Raw genomic sequence first — 16,960 nt, forward strand, 5'->3', positions numbered from 1 at the left:
AATGCTCGGCGTTGCACCGTCCTCTCCTTTACCGAGCACCTCCATGCGCCGTCTTTTACTGACTTTCCTTTTACTGGGCTCGGGCCTCGCCCATGCCGGCGAACTGCCGGAAACCGACTGGCTCGAGCTGATGCCCAAGTCGGACCAGAAAGCCCTCGAGGCCATGCCTGAAATCGACCACAACTCACCCGAAGCCAATGGCACCTTTACCAAAAAGGGTGGCATGAAGCAGAGCAAGGGTTTGCCGGCGGTGATGTATTCGACCAAAACCGTGCCGTCGATGAACGACAAGAACATCCGCATCGGTGGTTATCCGGTGCCGCTGGAATCCGACGCCCAGGGCCGTAGCACGCTGTTCTTCCTCGTGCCGTATCCGGGCGCCTGCATCCATGTGCCGCCGCCGCCACCTAATCAATTGGTGTTGGTGCGTTATCCGAAGGGTTTGAAGCTGAATGACATCTATACACCGCTGTGGGTGACCGGCACGCTGAAGGTCGAGAAGGTCAACAACGACCTGGCTGATGCGGCGTATGCGCTGGATGCGGCGAAAGTGCGGGTGGTCAAAGAATCAGACTTGTAGAGATTCAAATGTGGGAGCGGGCTTGCTCGCGAAGGCGGCGTGTCAGGCAACATTGATGTCGACTGACACATCGCATTCGCGAGCAAGCCCGCTCCCACATTGGTTTTACGGTGTTACAGGGTTTTGCTGCCGATGCTGACGCCGAGGGTATGACTCGCACCCGGTGCCAGCGTCACCACATCACCCATCACATTCGCCGTTTCAATGCACAGCATCCGCTGCCAGCCATCGTCGGCCATGTCGCTGAACGCCGCAGCGCGATCAATCCACGGATTCCAGATCACCGCCGAGCGTGAGCCGCTGCTGGTCAGCTCGATGCGTCGTTCCCAGGCCGGATCGACAATGCTCAGCTTCGCCGGGGTATTGAGATAGATACGATCGGTCTCGCCGGCAAAACGCAGATCGCCGGTCTGAGTGACGGTTTTCCAGTCGTCCAGGGTTTCGATGTAACTCAAGCCATCCAGCCCTTCGACATGCACTTCGCGTACATCGCTGACCGCGAAATAGCTGTGCAACGCCTGGCTGATGGTGACGTTGTCAGCGCCCTGGTTATGGCTGGTCAGGCTGATGTGCAGTTGCTCATCCAGACGAATGCTCAGCTTCAAATCCACTTGATGTGGCCAGCCTGGCAAGCCGCCTTCAGGGTAAGGCAGAACAAACTCCACCTTGAGGCTTTCGCCCTCGGTTTCAATGCCGCCCAGTTCCCAGTCCATCGCCCTTACCAGCCCGTGGGCGGTCGGCGCTTCGTTGCTGACGCGCATCGCCTGAACGCTCTGCGGGTTGCGCGGCAGATTGCCGAACCACGGCCAGCACACCGGAACCCCGGCGCGGATGCTCTTGCCAGTCTTGAACGCGGCCTCGTCGTTGAGCCAGATCAGCGGCGGTTGCCCGGCCACTTGATAACTGAGGATGTGCGCGCCCTGCTGGGCAACCAGCAATTCGGCCTGCCCGTGGCGGATGCGCCAGCAGTTCAGTTCATCCAGTTTCACGGCTTCAACGTTGGGCGTACTCATGGGCAACTCTCGATCAGGAACAATGACTGCAATGGACCGCAGAAAAGTCGCAGTGTTTAACGAGCTCTCGGCGGAACCGAACGGGTGCGTCCGCTGCCGTCGATGGCGACGAACACAAACACGGCTTCAGTCACCTTACGCCATTCACTGGACAGCGGATCGTCACTCCAGACTTCGACCATCATCTGAATCGAGCTGCGGCCGATTTCCAGCGCCTGGGTATAGAAGGAGAGCTGAGCGCCCACCGCTACCGGAACCAGAAACGCCATGCGGTCGATCGCAACCGTAGCCACGCGGCCACCCGCGACTTTGCTGGCCATTGCGGTGCCGGCCAAATCCATCTGCGACACCAGCCAACCGCCGAAAATATCGCCAAAGCCGTTGGTTTCGCGAGGAAGCGCGGTAATTTGCAGGGCAAGGTCGCCTTGCGGGATTGGATCTTCTTGTTCGAGCTCTATCATGCCGGGGGTGCCTCTGACCCGTGACTCTCATTGGTACTTCAGGTGAATAGCCGTCTCAAGGAAAAACGATTCAGCCCCGAACATACTACGTTCGTCACGTTTTTCGTAAGGCGCCTAAAGGGAAACTCTGCGAAATCGGCTGACGGCTGCCAACGACGTTTTCGCACAGCAACCCCTTACAAGCAGGTGCAGGATTGCGAGTATATCGGTCGGTAGACTCCTAGACGACCGTCCGGTTCTCATTTCGACCGTCAAATACGCACCTCTATGTGCTTTTTCGAACAATTTGCTATCGTGCCGGACCTGCCCAAGCCTCAGCCAGCGTTGTTGGGGTTGCAGATCCGACTATAAGAGAAGCCTTGCCATGACCACAGCGCCTTCGAGCATCGCGCAGCCAACCCAGTCCGCACGTCCGCTGACTCGCAACGACTACAAGACGTTATCGCTGTCTGCCTTGGGCGGCGCGCTGGAGTTTTACGATTTCATCATCTTCGTGTTCTTCGCCACGGTGGTCGGCAAGCTGTTCTTCCCGGCCGACATGCCCGAGTGGCTGCGCTTGATGCAGACCTTCGGGATCTTTGCCGCCGGCTACCTGGCGCGTCCGCTGGGCGGTATCGTCATGGCGCACTTCGGCGACCTGCTGGGACGCAAGAAGATGTTCACCCTGAGCATTTTCATGATGGCGGTGCCGACCCTGATCATGGGTTTGCTGCCGACTTATGCACAGATCGGCATGTGGGCGCCGATCCTGTTGCTGCTGATGCGGGTGATTCAGGGCGCGGCGATTGGCGGTGAAGTGCCGGGCGCGTGGGTATTCGTTTCCGAACACGTGCCGCAGCGGCACATCGGCTACGCCTGCGGCACCCTGACCTGCGGCCTGACGGCCGGTATCCTGCTGGGCTCGTTGGTCGCCACCGCGATCAACAGCATTTACACCCCGGTCGAAGTGTCGGATTACGCCTGGCGGATTCCGTTCCTGCTGGGTGGCGTGTTCGGCCTGTTCTCGGTTTACCTGCGCCGCTGGTTGCACGAGACGCCGGTATTCGCCGAGCTGCAACTGCGCAAGGCCCTGGCAGAAGAAGTGCCGCTGCGCGCCGTGTTGCGCGACCATCGCGGGGCGATCCTGATTTCCATGCTGCTGACCTGGCTGCTGTCCGCCGGCATCATCGTGGTCATCCTCATGACCCCGACCGTGCTGCAGACCGTCTACCACTTCTCGCCAACCACCGCATTGCAGGCCAACAGCCTGGCGATCGTGTTTCTGAGCCTGGGCTGCGTCGCCTCCGGTGCACTGGCTGACCGCTTCGGCGCGGGTCGTGTCTTCGTGTTCGGCAGTGCCGCGTTGCTGATCAGCTCGTGGACTTTCTATCACAGCCTGTTCAACCACCCGGACTGGCTGTTCCCGATGTACGCCGTGACCGGCTTGCTGGTCGGCACCATCGGTGCAGTGCCGTATGTGATGGTCAAAGCCTTCCCGGCGGTGGTGCGCTTCAGCGGGCTGTCGTTCTCCTACAACCTGGCCTACGCCATCTTCGGCGGCCTGACCCCGATGGTTGTCACCTTGCTGCTGAAGGAAAGCCCGTTGGGGCCTGCGTATTACGTAGCGATCATCTGCGGTGTCGGGATTCTGGTGGGTGCCTACCTCTGGAAGAAAGGTCGCTAAGCCGACCCTTTGTATCGACTGCACTGACGCCTTCGCGAGCAAGCCCGCTCCCACAGTTGACCGCGTTCTCACTGAGGAACTCAGTTAAATGTGGGAGCGGGCTTGCTCGCGAAGAACGATGACGCGATTTCCCTGCAAAAGATCGAATGCTGGCCTTTCATCCAATTGTCATATTTCAGCCATAGAGTGTTCACACGGCCTGCTGATACTTGGCCCCGACTTAACACACCTATCTGCTAGGAGTAAGGCATGAAACTGAAGCGTTTGATGGCGGCAATGACTTTTGTCGCTGCTGGCGTTGCGACTGCCAACGCGTTCGCCGCTGTTGACCCGTCGATCCCGAGCTACACCAAGACCACTGGTGTGTCGGGCAACTTGTCCAGTGTCGGCTCCGATACCCTGGCCAACCTCATGACCCTGTGGGCTGAGAACTACAAAAAAGAATACCCGAACGTAAACATCCAGATTCAGGCCGCTGGCTCCGCCACTGCGCCACCTGCGCTGACTGAAGGCACCTCTAACCTGGGCCCGATGAGCCGCAAGATGAAGGACACCGAACTGGCTGCCTTCGAGCAGAAGTACGGCTACAAGCCAACCGCTATCCCGGTTGCAGTAGACGCCCTGGCTATCTTTGTTCACAAAGACAACCCGATCCAGCACCTGACCATGGAACAAGTCGACGCAGTCTTCTCGTCCACTCGTCTGTGCGGCGCTAAAACCGACGTGAAAACCTGGGGCGACCTGGGCGTGACCGGCGACCTGGCGAACAAGCCGGTTCAGCTGTTCGGTCGTAACTCGGTATCCGGCACCTACGGCTACTTCAAAGAAGAAGCTCTGTGCAAAGGCGACTACAAGCCAAACGTCAACGAACAACCAGGCTCGGCTTCGGTCGTGCAGTCGATCAGCTCCTCGCTGAACGGCATCGGTTACTCGGGCATCGGCTACAAAACCGCTTCCGTGAAGACTGTGGCTCTGGCCAAAAAAGGCACCACTGAATTCATTGAAGACACCGAAGAAAACGCCCTGAACGGCAAGTACCCGCTGTCGCGTTTCCTCTACGTTTACGTCAACAAAGCCCCGAACAAACCTCTGGCCCCGCTGGAAGCTGAGTTCGTGAAGCTGGTTCTGTCCAAACAGGGCCAGGAAGTTGTAGTGAAAGACGGCTACATCCCACTGCCGGCCAAGGTTGCTGCAAAAGCACTGGCTGACCTGGGTCTGCAGGAAGGCGGCGCTGAAGTCGCAAAAAAGTAAAACCTTGAGTCCGGGATAAACCCGGACTCTGTAGGAGCTGTCGAGGGAAACGAGGCTGCGATCTTTTGATCTGGCCTCTAACCGCAAGATCAAAAGATCGCAGCCTCGGTTCCCTCGACAGCTCCTACAACCCCCAAATTTTCAGTCCGCTGCCAGTTCCCACAGGCGGCGGATTTGTTGCGTCACTGCATTGTCATCTTTCTGTCATACAGGATCGCTAGGGTGTGCGAATGAATGATCTGGCCAATTCCACCATGACTACTAATCCCCCCAAGCGAATTGACTTCAATACGCCTGAGTTGCAACGCAAGCGCCGCATCCGCGCGCTCAAAGATCGCCTGACCCGCTGGTACGTCCTCGTGGGCGGCCTCGCCGTTCTCGGCGCGATCACGCTGATCTTCTTCTTCCTGGCTTACGTTGTCGCACCCCTGTTTCAGGGCGCCGACCTGACCGCCAAGGACGCCATCACGCCGGCCTGGATGCAAGACGCCGGCAAGCCGTTGATGATCTCCCTGGAAGAACAGAACCAGGTCGCCATGCGGGTTTCCGACAAGGGCCAGGCGTTGTTCTTCGATATCGACAGTGGCGCTGAACTCAAGCGCGTCGATCTGAAGGTTCCGGCCGGCACTACCGTGACCTCCATCGGTGAAGACCAACCAGGCCATCCATTGGTGGCGGTGGGCTTGTCCAACGGCCAGGCACTGGTATTCCGTCACACTTATAAAGTCAGCTACCCGGACGGCAAGAAAACCATCTCGCCGGCCATCGAATACCCGTACGGCGAAACGCCGATCGCGCTGAACGAGGCGGGCGGTGCACTCGAGCACGTCAGCCTCAACGCGACCGACACCACGCTGATGCTGGTCGGTTCCACCGGTTCGCAGCTCAATGTTTTGTCGCTGACCAGCGAAGAAAACATGATGACCGGCGAAGTCACCAATGAGCAGAAGCGCATCGATCTGCCGCAGATGACCGAGCCGGTGAAGAACATCTTCGTCGACCCGCGTCAGCAGTGGCTGTACGTGATTAACGGTCGCGCCCAGGCCGACGTGTTCAGCCTGCGCGACAAGAGCCTCAATGGTCGCTACAAGCTGCTGGAAGATGGCGAAGCGCAGATCACCGCCAGTACTCAACTGGTGGGCGGCATCTCGCTGATCCTCGGTGACTCCAAGGGTGGTCTGGCTCAGTGGTTCATGGCGCGCGACCCGGACGGCGAGCTGCGTCTGAAGCAGATTCGTACCTTCCAGATGGGCACCGCGCCGATTGTGGAAATCACCGCCGAAGAACGTCGCAAAGGCTTCGTTGCCCTCGACGCGTCCGGCAAGCTCGGCGTCTTCCACAGTACCGCTCACCGCACCTTGCTGGTCGATCAGGTGGTGGAAGGCCAAGGCATTTTCGGTCAGTCGCCGCGTGCCAACCGCATCATCGTCGAGGCCAACGGTAAGGTGCAGCCACTGTTGCTGGACAATCCGCACCCGGAAGTTTCGTGGAGCGCATTGTGGAGCAAGGTCTGGTACGAGAACTACGACGAGCCTAAATACGTCTGGCAATCGACCGCCGCCAACACTGACTTCGAACCGAAGATGAGCTTGTCTCCGCTGACCTTCGGTACCTTGAAGGCCGCGTTCTACGCCATGCTGTTGGCCGCGCCGCTGGCCGTCGCTGCGGCAATCTACACCGCATACTTCATGGCCCCAAGCTTGCGCCGCAAGGTCAAACCGGTGATCGAGTTGATGGAAGCGATGCCGACGGTGATCCTCGGCTTCTTCGCCGGCCTGTTCCTCGCGCCGTATGTGGAAGGTCACTTGCCGGGCATCTTCAGCCTGCTGATGCTCGTGCCGATCGGCATTCTGGTAGCGGGTTTCACCTTCAGCCGCTTGCCTGAATCGATCCGCCTGAAAGTGCCGGAAGGCTGGGAAAGCGCGATCCTGATCCCGGTGATCCTGTTCGTGGGCTGGCTGTCGCTGTACATGAGCCCGTACATGGAAACCTGGTTCTTCGGCGGCGACATGCGCATGTGGATCTCCCACGACCTGGGCATCACCTACGACCAGCGCAACGCACTGGTGGTGGGTCTGGCCATGGGCTTTGCGGTCATTCCGAACATCTACTCCATCGCCGAAGACGCCGTGTTCAGCGTGCCTCGCGGTTTGACCCTCGGCTCTCTGGCCCTCGGTGCCACGCCGTGGCAGACCATGACTCGCGTGGTGATCCTCACCGCCAGCCCGGGTATTTTCTCGGCGCTGATGATCGGCATGGGCCGTGCGGTCGGTGAAACGATGATCGTGCTGATGGCCACCGGTAACACCCCGGTCATGGAAATGAACTTGTTCGAAGGCCTGCGCACCCTGGCGGCCAACGTTGCGGTGGAAATGCCCGAATCGGAAGTCGGCGGCAGCCACTACCGCGTGCTGTTCCTCTCGGCGCTGGTGCTGCTGTTGTTCACCTTCGTCATGAACACCCTCGCAGAACTGATTCGTCAGCGTCTGCGCAAGAAATACTCGTCGCTTTAAGAAAGGTAGAAGTCTGTGAAACAGAACTCCCTGAATGGATGGTTCAAGAGCGGCGCCCCCGGCGTCTGGATCAGCGGTGGCGCGGTGTCCATCGCGGTCATCATGACCATTGGCCTGCTGGCCGTGATTGCCGTGCGCGGTCTGGGCCACTTCTGGCCGGCGGACCTGATCCACGCCAGTTACGACGTGCCGGGCCAGGCCAATCACCTGGTCATCGGTGAAGTGGTACAGAAAGAAGAAGTGCCGCGCGAGCGCCTGAAAAGCGCTGGCCTGCCGGTGCCCGATCAGGGCCCGGAGTTCATGACCCGCGAGCTGATCAAGGTTGGCAACCGTGACTTGAACGGCAACGACTTCACCTGGATCGTCGGCGAGTGGCTGACCAACCAGAAGACGCCGCCAGAGCTGATGACCATCGAGCGTCGCGAATGGGGCAACTTCTACGGCTACCTGGTCAACGTCAAACAGGACGGCAAGGTCATCGCTGAAGGCGAAGCGGCGTGGCCTGAGTTGCAGGCGCGTGTGGAACGCGTCAACAAGCTCGCCGCGCAGCTCAAGAGCCTGGAAAAAACCGACATTGGCGCAATCAACTCGGGTCTGGAGCGTGTGCGTTTGCACGGCCGCAAACTGGAGTTGGCAGGCCAGCTCGACGCTGCCGCACAAGCGGACATGGAGTCCGAGCGCGCGGAGCTCAATGCGCGCTATCAAGACATCGAAGCCCGTCTGAATGACCTGCACGCCCAATTCAACCGCGACAGCCTCACGGCCCGCGATGCGAACGGCAAAGAAATCGAAATCAGCATCGGTAAAGTGGTACACGCCTACCAGCCGAACGCGATGGGCACGGTTACCAAGATCGGCTTCTACTTCAGCAAGGTGTGGGAATTCCTCAGTGATGACCCGCGTGAAGCGAACACCGAAGGCGGGATCTTCCCGGCGATTTTCGGCACCGTGATGATGACGTTGATCATGGCGATGATCGTGACCCCGTTCGGCGTGCTGGCGGCGGTTTACCTGCGTGAATACGCCAAGCAGAACGCGCTTACGCGGATTATCCGCATCGCCGTGAACAACCTGGCCGGTGTTCCGGCCATCGTTTACGGCGTGTTCGGTCTGGGCTTCTTCGTCTACGTATTGGGCGGCTCGGTTGACCGGTTGTTCTTCCCTGAAGCACTGCCGGCACCGACCTTCGGTACGCCGGGTCTGCTCTGGGCCTCGCTGACCCTGGCGCTGCTGGCGGTGCCGGTGGTGATCGTGGCCACTGAAGAAGGTCTGGCGCGGATCCCTCGCACCGTGCGTGAAGGTTCGTTGGCCCTCGGCGCAACCAAGGCTGAAACCTTGTGGAAGATCGTGCTGCCGATGGCCAGCCCGGCGATGATGACCGGCATGATCCTCGCGGTGGCTCGCGCCGCTGGTGAAGTGGCGCCGCTGATGCTGGTAGGTGTGGTGAAACTGGCGCCGTCGCTGCCGCTGGACGGCAACTACCCGTACCTTCACCTGGACCAGAAGATCATGCACCTGGGCTTCCATATTTATGACGTCGGCTTCCAGAGCCCGAACGTCGAAGCTGCGCGGCCGCTGGTGTACGCCACGGCGCTGCTGCTGGTGCTGGTGATCGCCACGCTTAACCTGTCGGCCGTCTATATCCGTAACCACCTGCGCGAAAAATACAAAGCGCTGGATAGCTGATTTAAATGTGGGAGCGGCGGTGCGACGATTCGACTTGCTCGCGAAAGCGGTGGGTCAGGCAACATTGATGCTGAATGAGCTGACCTCTTCGCGAGCAAGCCCGCTCCCACACTAGACCGCGCTCAACCGAACAATTATTGGCATGCCGCAAAGCGGTGTTCCGAACCGAATTTGTTAGCACAGGGAGCCTCCCATGCAGCACGAAGCACATACCCACGGCATCAACATGTCGGCGCTGGGTCGCGACAAACAGAGCCTGAGTCTCGAACAGGAAACGGTAGCCATTGAAGTGCCGGGCCTGAGCCTGTTCTACGGTGACAAACAAGCGCTGTACGACGTCAGCATGAACATCCCGAAACAGCGCGTGACCGCCTTCATCGGCCCGTCCGGCTGCGGCAAGTCCACGCTGCTGCGCACCTTCAACCGCATGAACGATCTGGTGGATGGCTGCCGTGTCGAAGGCGAGATCAACCTCTACGGCAACAACATCTACCGTAAGGGCGAAGACGTAGCCGAGCTGCGTCGTCGCGTGGGCATGGTGTTCCAGAAGCCTAACCCGTTCCCGAAAACCATCTACGAGAACGTGGTCTACGGCCTGCGCATCCAGGGCATCAACAAAAAGCGCATCCTCGACGAAGCCGTCGAGTGGGCGTTGAAAGGCGCGGCACTGTGGGACGAAGTCAAAGACCGTCTGCATGAGTCGGCGCTGGGCCTGTCCGGTGGTCAGCAACAACGTCTGGTGATCGCTCGCACCATCGCCGTGGAGCCGGAAGTGCTGCTGCTCGACGAACCGTGCTCGGCACTCGACCCGATCTCCACGCTGAAAGTCGAAGAGCTGATCTACGAACTGAAATCGAAGTTCACCATCGTCATCGTGACCCACAACATGCAACAGGCCGCGCGGGTTTCCGACTACACGGCGTTCATGTACATGGGCAAACTGGTGGAATTCGGCGACACCGACACCCTGTTCACCAATCCGGCGAAGAAGCAGACCGAAGACTACATCACTGGTCGCTACGGCTAGGAAGCTGTTGTTGCTCACTGAACTGACGCTGCGGTCCACCGCACCTTACCGGACGCTCCAAGGACGCCAACATGATTAGTAAAGAAGGCCTTACCCATCACATCTCCGCGCAGTTCAACGCTGAGCTCGAGGAAGTGCGCAGCCACCTCCTGGCCATGGGCGGGCTGGTGGAAAAGCAGGTCAACGACGCGGTGACCGCGCTGATCGAGGCAGACTCCGGCCTGGCCCAGCAGGTTCGCGAGATCGACGACCAGATCAACCAGATGGAACGCAACATCGACGAAGAATGCCTGCGCATTCTGGCCCGTCGTCAGCCTGCAGCGTCGGACTTGCGTTTGATCATCAGCATCTCCAAGTCGGTCATCGACCTGGAGCGCATCGGTGACGAAGCGACCAAGATCGCCCGTCGTGCCATCCAGTTGTGCGAAGAAGGCGAAGCCCCACGGGGTTACGTCGAGGTTCGCCACATCGGCGATCAGGTTCGCAACATGGTTCGCGATGCGCTGGACGCTTTTGCCCGCTTCGACGCCGACCTGGCGTTGTCGGTGGCCCAGTACGACAAGATCATCGACCGCGAATACAAAACCGCGCTACGCGAGCTTGCCACCTACATGATGGAAGACCCGCGCTCTATCTCGCGGGTCTTGAGCATCATTTGGGTGCTGCGTTCGCTGGAACGGATCGGCGACCACGCACGCAATATCTCGGAGCTGGTGATTTACCTGGTGCGCGGCACCGACGTGCGGCACCTGGGCCTCAAGCGCATGAAAGAAGAAGTTGAAGGGACAAGTGGCGAAACCGCTAATGTTCCGGGCAAAGCTGACGATAAGTAAGATTGCCTGAGAAAAGCGCCCGGCCTTTTGGCCGGGCGTTTTTGTTTGTGGTTGATGAATTCGAAAGCAGCACCCGCGAACGAAAAGTCCCGGCGTGACTGAAGGTTTTTGGCAATGTGCCATCAGCAAAGCGGTATGCTTGCCGGGATTTTTTAAAGGGGTGATGGATGAGTAAGGTCAGTGTGTTGGTCGTGGACGATGCGTCGTTCATTCGTGACCTGGTGAAGAAGTGCTTGCGCAACTACTTCCCGGGGATCCGGATCGAAGACGCGGTCAACGGCAAAAAGGCTCAGGCCTTGCTGGCACGGGAAGCGTTCGACCTGGTCCTGTGCGACTGGGAAATGCCGGAAATGTCCGGCCTGGAACTGCTGACCTGGTGCCGCGAGCAGGACAACCTCAAGACCATGCCGTTCGTGATGGTGACCAGCCGTGGCGATAAAGAGAACGTCGTTCAGGCGATCCAGGCCGGGGTATCCGGTTACGTCAGCAAGCCGTTCACCAACGAGCAACTGCTGACCAAGGTCAAGCAGGCCCTGAACAAGGTCGGCAAGCTCGACACCTTGATGAACAGCGCGCCGACCAAAATGAACTCGGCGTTCGGCAACGACTCCCTGAGCGCATTGACCGGTGGCAAAGCTGCCGTGGTCGCGCCTGCAGCGGCGCCGGTCAACCCGTTCGCCAAACCTGTCGCCGCCGCGCTGGCTCCGGCGGCTGCTCCGTCTCGCGGTCTGCTCAACAGCCCGCCGATCAAGCCTCCAGCGTCCTCCGCAGCGCCAACGGGCGGTCGTGGCCAAGGCCAATTGCGCCTGCCGAACGGCATTCAGCAATGTGTGATCAAGGCCTTGAGTCTCAAGGAAGCACTGCTGGTGGTGAAGCGTACCGACACCCTACCGCAAGTGCTCGACAGCGCCGTGCTCGACCTGGAACAGGGCGATAACGCCGAAACCGCCCGTCTGAACGGCTACCTGCACGCCATCGTCGCCCACGAGCCGAAGCCCGACAGCGACTGGTTGCAACTGACCTTCCGCTTCGTCGACCAGGATGCGCAGAAGCTCGATTACATTTCCCGTTTGATAGCACGTGGTACGGCGCAGAAGCATTTCGTACCCGGCGCGTAATACAGCGTCGCCTGTTAGCCCGCCTTCGCGAGCAAGTCGAATCGTCGCACCGCCGCTCCCACATTTGGAATGCATTTCAAATGTGGGAGCGGGCCTGCTCGCGAAGGGGCCATCAAATTCACCACACATCCGCTGAACGGCCCATTTTGAAACATCTGCCGACTACCCGGGTCCATTGCAACTGCTAGGCTCCTACCCAGGCCTTACTCGACAGAATCTTGCCCATGCTCGCGCGCCTGCTGTTTTTCTGCGGTCTTTTCATGGCATCCGCCTCGGCGATGGCCCTGACGATCTACAAGTCCACCGACGCCAATGGCGTGGTCTCCTACAGCGACCGCCCCACGACGGGCTCCAAGGTGTTCGTTTTTCGTGATCGCATGGTCGAGAATCTAGAGCGTCAGGTGTACCTCGTCATCACGAAGAAGAAGGGCGTGGACAGCGTTTACGTGCGCAATGACTTGTATGCGCCGGTAGAAATCGAATTGAGCTTCGGCGGGCTGAAGAACGTCAGTGGTGCGCCGAGCCGACCGATCCGCCGGGTGATGCCGGCACGCAGCAGTATTCGTCTGGCGCTGCTCACAGCCACGCAGCCCGAAAGGCCGCTCGCGTATGTCCCAAAATTTGAATACTCCCTGGGCGACCCCTCAGGGGCCGCCCAGGCCTATCGGTACCCGCTGCCGTGGCGTGGCGGACCGTTTCGGCTGAGTCAGGGCGCCAACGGTCAATACAGCCACTTCGGTCCAAAGAACCGCTACGCCATGGACATCGCCATGCCCGAAGGCACACAGATCATCGCGGCGCGTGGCGGTGTGGTGGTGAAAACCGAGAATGCCCAGACCGGGCGCGGCAACGATCCGTCGGGTAATTTCGTGCGGGTGCTGCACGATGACGGGACGATGGGCGTGTATCTGCACCTCAAACAAGGTTCGGTGAGCGTTCGCGAGGGGCAACGGGTGTCGGTGGGGAGTCCACTGGCCTTGTCGGGCAATACCGGCAACAGCAGCGGGCCGCACCTGCATTTCGTGGTGCAGCGCAATACCGGGTTGGGGCTGGTGTCGATCCCGTACCAGTTCAATCAACCGGTGGGCAGCCTGCCAAACTTTGCGCTCGGTAAACAGTGAGGTGCTGCCTGTTCTGACGCCTTCGCGAGCAAGTCGGACCGCCGCACCGCCGCTCCCACATTTGAAATGCATTCCAATGTGGGAGCGGGCTTGCTCGCGAAGGGATCGACGCGGATCCGGATCTGCGTATTAATCCAGCATCAACACCTTGGCCAAAATGATCTTCGGCCCTTTCATCTTCTTGATGATGATCCGCAAGCCCTCGACTTCCAGCACTTCTTCCTCTTCCGGCACCCGTTTCAGGGTTTCGTAGACCAGCCCGGCGAGGGTTTCGGCTTCGATGTGGTCCAGATCGATGCCCAGCAGGCGCTCGACCTTGAACAATGGCGTGTCGCCGCGCACCAGCAGCTTGCCCGGCTGGTACGCGAGGATCCCGCGCTCAGCCTTGCGGTGTTCGTCCTGAATGTCGCCGACCAGTACTTCCAGCACGTCTTCCATGGTCAGGTAGCCGATGATGTTGCCATCGGCTTCTTCGACCAGGGCGAAGTGCGAGCCGCCTTTGCGGAACTGCTCCAGCAACTGCGACAGCGGCATATGGCGCGAAACGCGCTCCAGCGGCCGGGTCAGTTCGGCGAGGTTGAACGACTCGGGAATGTGGTCCAGGGCTGCCAGTTCCAGCAGCAGATCCTTGATGTGCAGCAGGCCGACGAACTCCTGACGATCGCTGTCGTACACCGGATAACGGCTGAACTTGTGGCGACGGAACATCGCCAGGATTTCCTTCAGCGGCGCGTTGAACTCCAGCGTCACCAGGTCTTCCCGGGAGTTGGCCCAGTCGACCACTTCCAGCTCGCCCATTTCCACGGCGGAAGCCAAAACACGCATGCCTTGGTCGCTCGGGTCCTGGCCACGGCTGGAGTGCAGGATCAATTTCAGTTCTTCACGGCTGTAATGGTGCTCGTGATGAGGGCCGGGTTCACCTTGGCCGGCGATCCGCAGGATCGTGTTGGCGCTGGCGTTGAGCAGGTAAATGGCCGGGTACATGGCCCAGTAGAACAGGTACAGCGGCACGGCGGTCCAGAGCGATAGCAGCTCGGGTTTGCGGATGGCCCAGGATTTCGGGGCCAGTTCGCCGACCACGATGTGCAGGTACGAGATGACGAAGAACGCAGCGAAGAACGATACGCCTTTGATCACTTCGGCCGACTGCACGCCGACGGCTTCAAGGATCGGCTCGAGGATGTGCGCGAACGCCGGTTCACCGACCCAGCCGAGGCCGAGGGAGGCGAGGGTGATACCCAATTGGCACGCCGAGAGGTACGCATCGAGCTGACTGTGAACGGTGCGCAGGATGTGTCCGCGCCAGCCGTTTTTATCAGCGATGGCCTCGACACGGGTCGAGCGCAGTTTGACCATGGCAAATTCCGCCGCAACGAAAAAACCGTTGAGCAAAACCAGGATCAGAGCAAAAAGAATCATGCCGAAATCGGCGAAGAGTGTCGCGAGGGTCAAGCCAGGGGAAGGGTCCATGATGGAGTTTTGCGGTTTCCGTGTATTCGAAAGGAAAGAAAAAAGTGCGCCTGAAGGGCAGGCGCAAGTCAGCCAATGTAGCGGCTGACCGGGCGATTGCCTAGTGGCGCGTGCCGGCCGGTATCAGTCGGTGGCGCTGATGACCCGGGATTTGGTGACCTGGGCCGGCGCAAAATGGCAGGTAAAGGTGCTGCCATGGCCCGGCACGCTGCTGATTTCCATCCGCGCGCGGTGGCGCAGCAGCACGTGTTTGACGATCGCCAGGCCGAGCCCCGTACCGCCGGTGTTGGAGTTGCGGCTGGAATCGACGCGGTAGAAGCGTTCGGTCAGGCGCGGCAAGTGTTTGCTATCGATGCCGATGCCAGAGTCCTGCACGCTCAGGTGTGCGCCTTGCTCATCGCCCCACCAGCGAATACGGATGTTGCCTTCGGCCGGTGTGTATTTCACCGCGTTGAACACCAGATTGGAAAACGCGCTGCGCAACTCGGCTTCGCTGCCCTTGAGCAGAATCGTCGGGTCGGCTTCCAGGGTGATCTTCTGATTGCGCTGGGCGGACAGTTGCTGAGCGTCGCTCTTGATCGATTGCAGCAAGCCGTCGATGGCCACCGGCTGGTTGTCCGACGGGTAATCGGTGGCTTCCAGTTTGGCCAACAGCAGCAAATCGTTGAGCAACGTCTGCATGCGTCCGCCTTGCTGCTGCATCTGCTGCAAGGCACGGGACCAGCGCGGGTTCACGTCCTCGACGTTGTCGAGCAGGGTTTCCAGGTAGCCGCAGATCACCGTCAACGGCGTGCGCAGCTCATGGGAGACGTTGGCGATGAAGTCTTTGCGCATCTGTTCCAGTTGATGGATACGCGTCACGTCGCGCACCAGCATCAAGTGTTCGTTGTTGCCGTAGCGGGTGATGTACAGCTGAATGCGCAGGCGGTCATTGATCGGTGACGGGATTTCCAGCGGCTCGGCGTAGCTGTTCTGCTCGAAGTATTCCTTGAAGCGCGGATGGCGGACGAGGTTGGTCACCGGCTGGCCGCTGTCTTGCGGGGTCTTGAGGCCGAGCAGGGTTTCGGCGGCGCGGTTCCACCATTCGAGGTTGCCGTCGCTGTCGAGCATGATCACTGCGTCTTTCAGCGCGGCAGTCGATTCCTGGACCCGATCGATCACCGCTTGCAGACGCCCGCGCACACGCTGATCGCGACGTTGCAGGTGGTAGATGCTGTCGAACACTTCGCCCCACAGGCCATAGCCATCGGGTGGTGCTTCATCGGGTTTGTGCAGGCGCAGCCATTCGTGCAGACGCAGCAGTTGCTTGAGGGTCCAGGCCAGGTAAAGGCCCAGGCCCGCGGCGAGGCTCCAGCCGTAGTAGCCGGTAATCAGGCCGATCACCAGGCAACCGGTCACCAGCAAAAGCATGTGGCGGATCAGGGTGCCATGCCAGTTTTGGTTCACTTGAACGCGCGTCCTTGTCAGCTTGTCGGGCGGGAAAGGTCCGGATCAGGCCTTGGTGGAGAACCGGTAGCCGGTGCCGCGCACGGTTTGTACCAGATTTTCGTAAGCATCACCGAGGGCTTTGCGCAGGCGGCGGATGTGCACGTCGACGGTGCGCTCTTCAACATAGACGTTGCCGCCCCAGACCTGGTCCAGCAACTGGCCACGGGTGTAGGCACGTTCCTGGTGGGTCATGAAGAATTGCAGCAGGCGGTATTCGGTCGGGCCCATCTCGGCGGGTTTGCCGTCGATGGTCACACGGTGGCTGATCGGGTCCAGCAGCAGGCCGCCGACTTCGATCGGCGTCTCGCCATCGGTAGGACCGGCACGGCGCAGCACGGCTTTCAGGCGCGCGACCAGCTCTCGTGGTGAAAAGGGTTTGGTGATGTAGTCATCGGCGCCGACTTCCAGGCCTTGGATCTTGTTGTCCTCTTCACCCTTGGCGGTGAGCATGATGATCGGGATGTCCCCGGTCAGCTCATCGCGCTTGAGGCGTCGGGCCAGCTCGATGCCGGACGTGCCGGGCAGCATCCAGTCGAGCAGGATCAGGTCCGGCTTGCGGTCGACAATGATGGCGTGGGCCTGCTGCGAGTTCTCAGCCTCCATGCAGTCATAGCCGGCCATTTCCAACGCAACGGCGATCATTTCGCGAATGGGCGCTTCGTCGTCGACGATCAGAATGCTCCTGCCAACCATGCCTTTAATCCTCTTGTCATTTAACTGTCTTGCGCCGCATTAG

14 protein-coding genes are annotated in these 16,960 nt (G+C 59.9%); 9 read left to right on the forward strand and 5 right to left on the reverse strand.

What is annotated here, in order from left to right; all coding sequences use genetic code 11:
• Positions 1–43: 43 nt before the first annotated feature.
• Entirely contained in the window at positions 44–580 is a 537-nt protein-coding gene (locus tag ASC74_RS00980) for a DUF3299 domain-containing protein (protein WP_033059274.1), read from the forward strand.
• A gap of 113 nt (positions 581–693) precedes the next feature.
• Here ASC74_RS00980 and ASC74_RS00985 read toward each other — a convergent pair whose 3' ends face one another.
• Both ASC74_RS00985 and ASC74_RS00990 read right to left on the reverse strand, forming a co-directional pair.
• On the reverse strand, positions 694–1,593 hold the full coding sequence (locus tag ASC74_RS00985) for a D-hexose-6-phosphate mutarotase (protein WP_056738605.1): 900 nt from the start codon (positions 1,591–1,593) through the stop codon (positions 694–696).
• 56 nt (positions 1,594–1,649) lie between these two features.
• Positions 1,650–2,054, reverse strand: a complete 405-nt coding sequence (locus ASC74_RS00990; protein ID WP_003177184.1) for an acyl-CoA thioesterase — start codon at positions 2,052–2,054, stop codon at positions 1,650–1,652.
• A gap of 364 nt (positions 2,055–2,418) precedes the next feature.
• On the opposite strand from ASC74_RS00990, the gene ASC74_RS00995 reads away from it, so the two are divergent.
• The 8 genes from ASC74_RS00995 to ASC74_RS01030 all read left to right on the forward strand — a co-directional run bounded on the left by ASC74_RS00995 (position 2,419) and on the right by ASC74_RS01030 (position 13,266).
• On the forward strand, positions 2,419–3,717 hold the full coding sequence (locus tag ASC74_RS00995) for an MFS transporter (RefSeq protein ID WP_056738607.1): 1,299 nt from the start codon (positions 2,419–2,421) through the stop codon (positions 3,715–3,717).
• Between the two features lie 249 nt (positions 3,718–3,966).
• Positions 3,967–4,968, forward strand: a complete 1,002-nt coding sequence (locus ASC74_RS01000; protein WP_046044995.1) for a phosphate ABC transporter substrate-binding protein PstS — start codon at positions 3,967–3,969, stop codon at positions 4,966–4,968.
• 230 nt (positions 4,969–5,198) lie between these two features.
• On the forward strand, positions 5,199–7,481 hold the full coding sequence (locus ASC74_RS01005; RefSeq protein ID WP_056738609.1) for an ABC transporter permease subunit: 2,283 nt from the start codon (positions 5,199–5,201) through the stop codon (positions 7,479–7,481).
• 15 nt (positions 7,482–7,496) lie between these two features.
• A complete protein-coding gene (pstA, locus tag ASC74_RS01010; protein WP_056738611.1) occupies positions 7,497–9,167 on the forward strand; it encodes a phosphate ABC transporter permease PstA in 1,671 nt (556 codons plus the stop codon).
• Positions 9,168–9,360: 193 nt separating this feature from the next.
• Positions 9,361–10,194: a phosphate ABC transporter ATP-binding protein PstB gene (pstB, locus tag ASC74_RS01015; protein WP_033059285.1), complete on the forward strand. Its 834-nt coding sequence runs from the start codon at positions 9,361–9,363 to the stop codon at positions 10,192–10,194.
• A gap of 71 nt (positions 10,195–10,265) precedes the next feature.
• A complete protein-coding gene (gene phoU / locus ASC74_RS01020) occupies positions 10,266–11,027 on the forward strand; it encodes a phosphate signaling complex protein PhoU (RefSeq protein WP_008150055.1) in 762 nt (253 codons plus the stop codon).
• A gap of 167 nt (positions 11,028–11,194) precedes the next feature.
• A complete protein-coding gene (locus ASC74_RS01025) occupies positions 11,195–12,145 on the forward strand; it encodes a response regulator (RefSeq protein WP_056738613.1) in 951 nt (316 codons plus the stop codon).
• A 224-nt stretch (positions 12,146–12,369) separates the two neighbouring features.
• The gene (locus ASC74_RS01030) at positions 12,370–13,266 is read left to right on the forward strand and encodes a peptidoglycan DD-metalloendopeptidase family protein (protein ID WP_056738616.1); all 897 of its coding nucleotides are present in this window, start codon (positions 12,370–12,372) and stop codon (positions 13,264–13,266) included.
• A gap of 129 nt (positions 13,267–13,395) precedes the next feature.
• On the opposite strand, the gene ASC74_RS01035 is transcribed toward ASC74_RS01030, so the two are convergent.
• The 3 genes from ASC74_RS01035 to phoB form a co-directional block, all read right to left on the reverse strand.
• A complete protein-coding gene (locus ASC74_RS01035) occupies positions 13,396–14,736 on the reverse strand; it encodes a hemolysin family protein (protein WP_033059291.1) in 1,341 nt (446 codons plus the stop codon).
• A 123-nt stretch (positions 14,737–14,859) separates the two neighbouring features.
• The gene (phoR, locus tag ASC74_RS01040; RefSeq protein ID WP_236713220.1) at positions 14,860–16,146 is read right to left on the reverse strand and encodes a phosphate regulon sensor histidine kinase PhoR; all 1,287 of its coding nucleotides are present in this window, start codon (positions 16,144–16,146) and stop codon (positions 14,860–14,862) included.
• An 81-nt stretch (positions 16,147–16,227) separates the two neighbouring features.
• Positions 16,228–16,917, reverse strand: a complete 690-nt coding sequence (gene phoB, locus ASC74_RS01045; RefSeq protein ID WP_046045002.1) for a phosphate regulon transcriptional regulator PhoB — start codon at positions 16,915–16,917, stop codon at positions 16,228–16,230.
• Positions 16,918–16,960: the final 43 nt, after the last annotated feature.

This window comes from Pseudomonas sp. Root329, assembly GCF_001424925.1.
Classification (GTDB): Bacteria; Pseudomonadota; Gammaproteobacteria; order Pseudomonadales; family Pseudomonadaceae; genus Aquipseudomonas; species Aquipseudomonas arabinosi.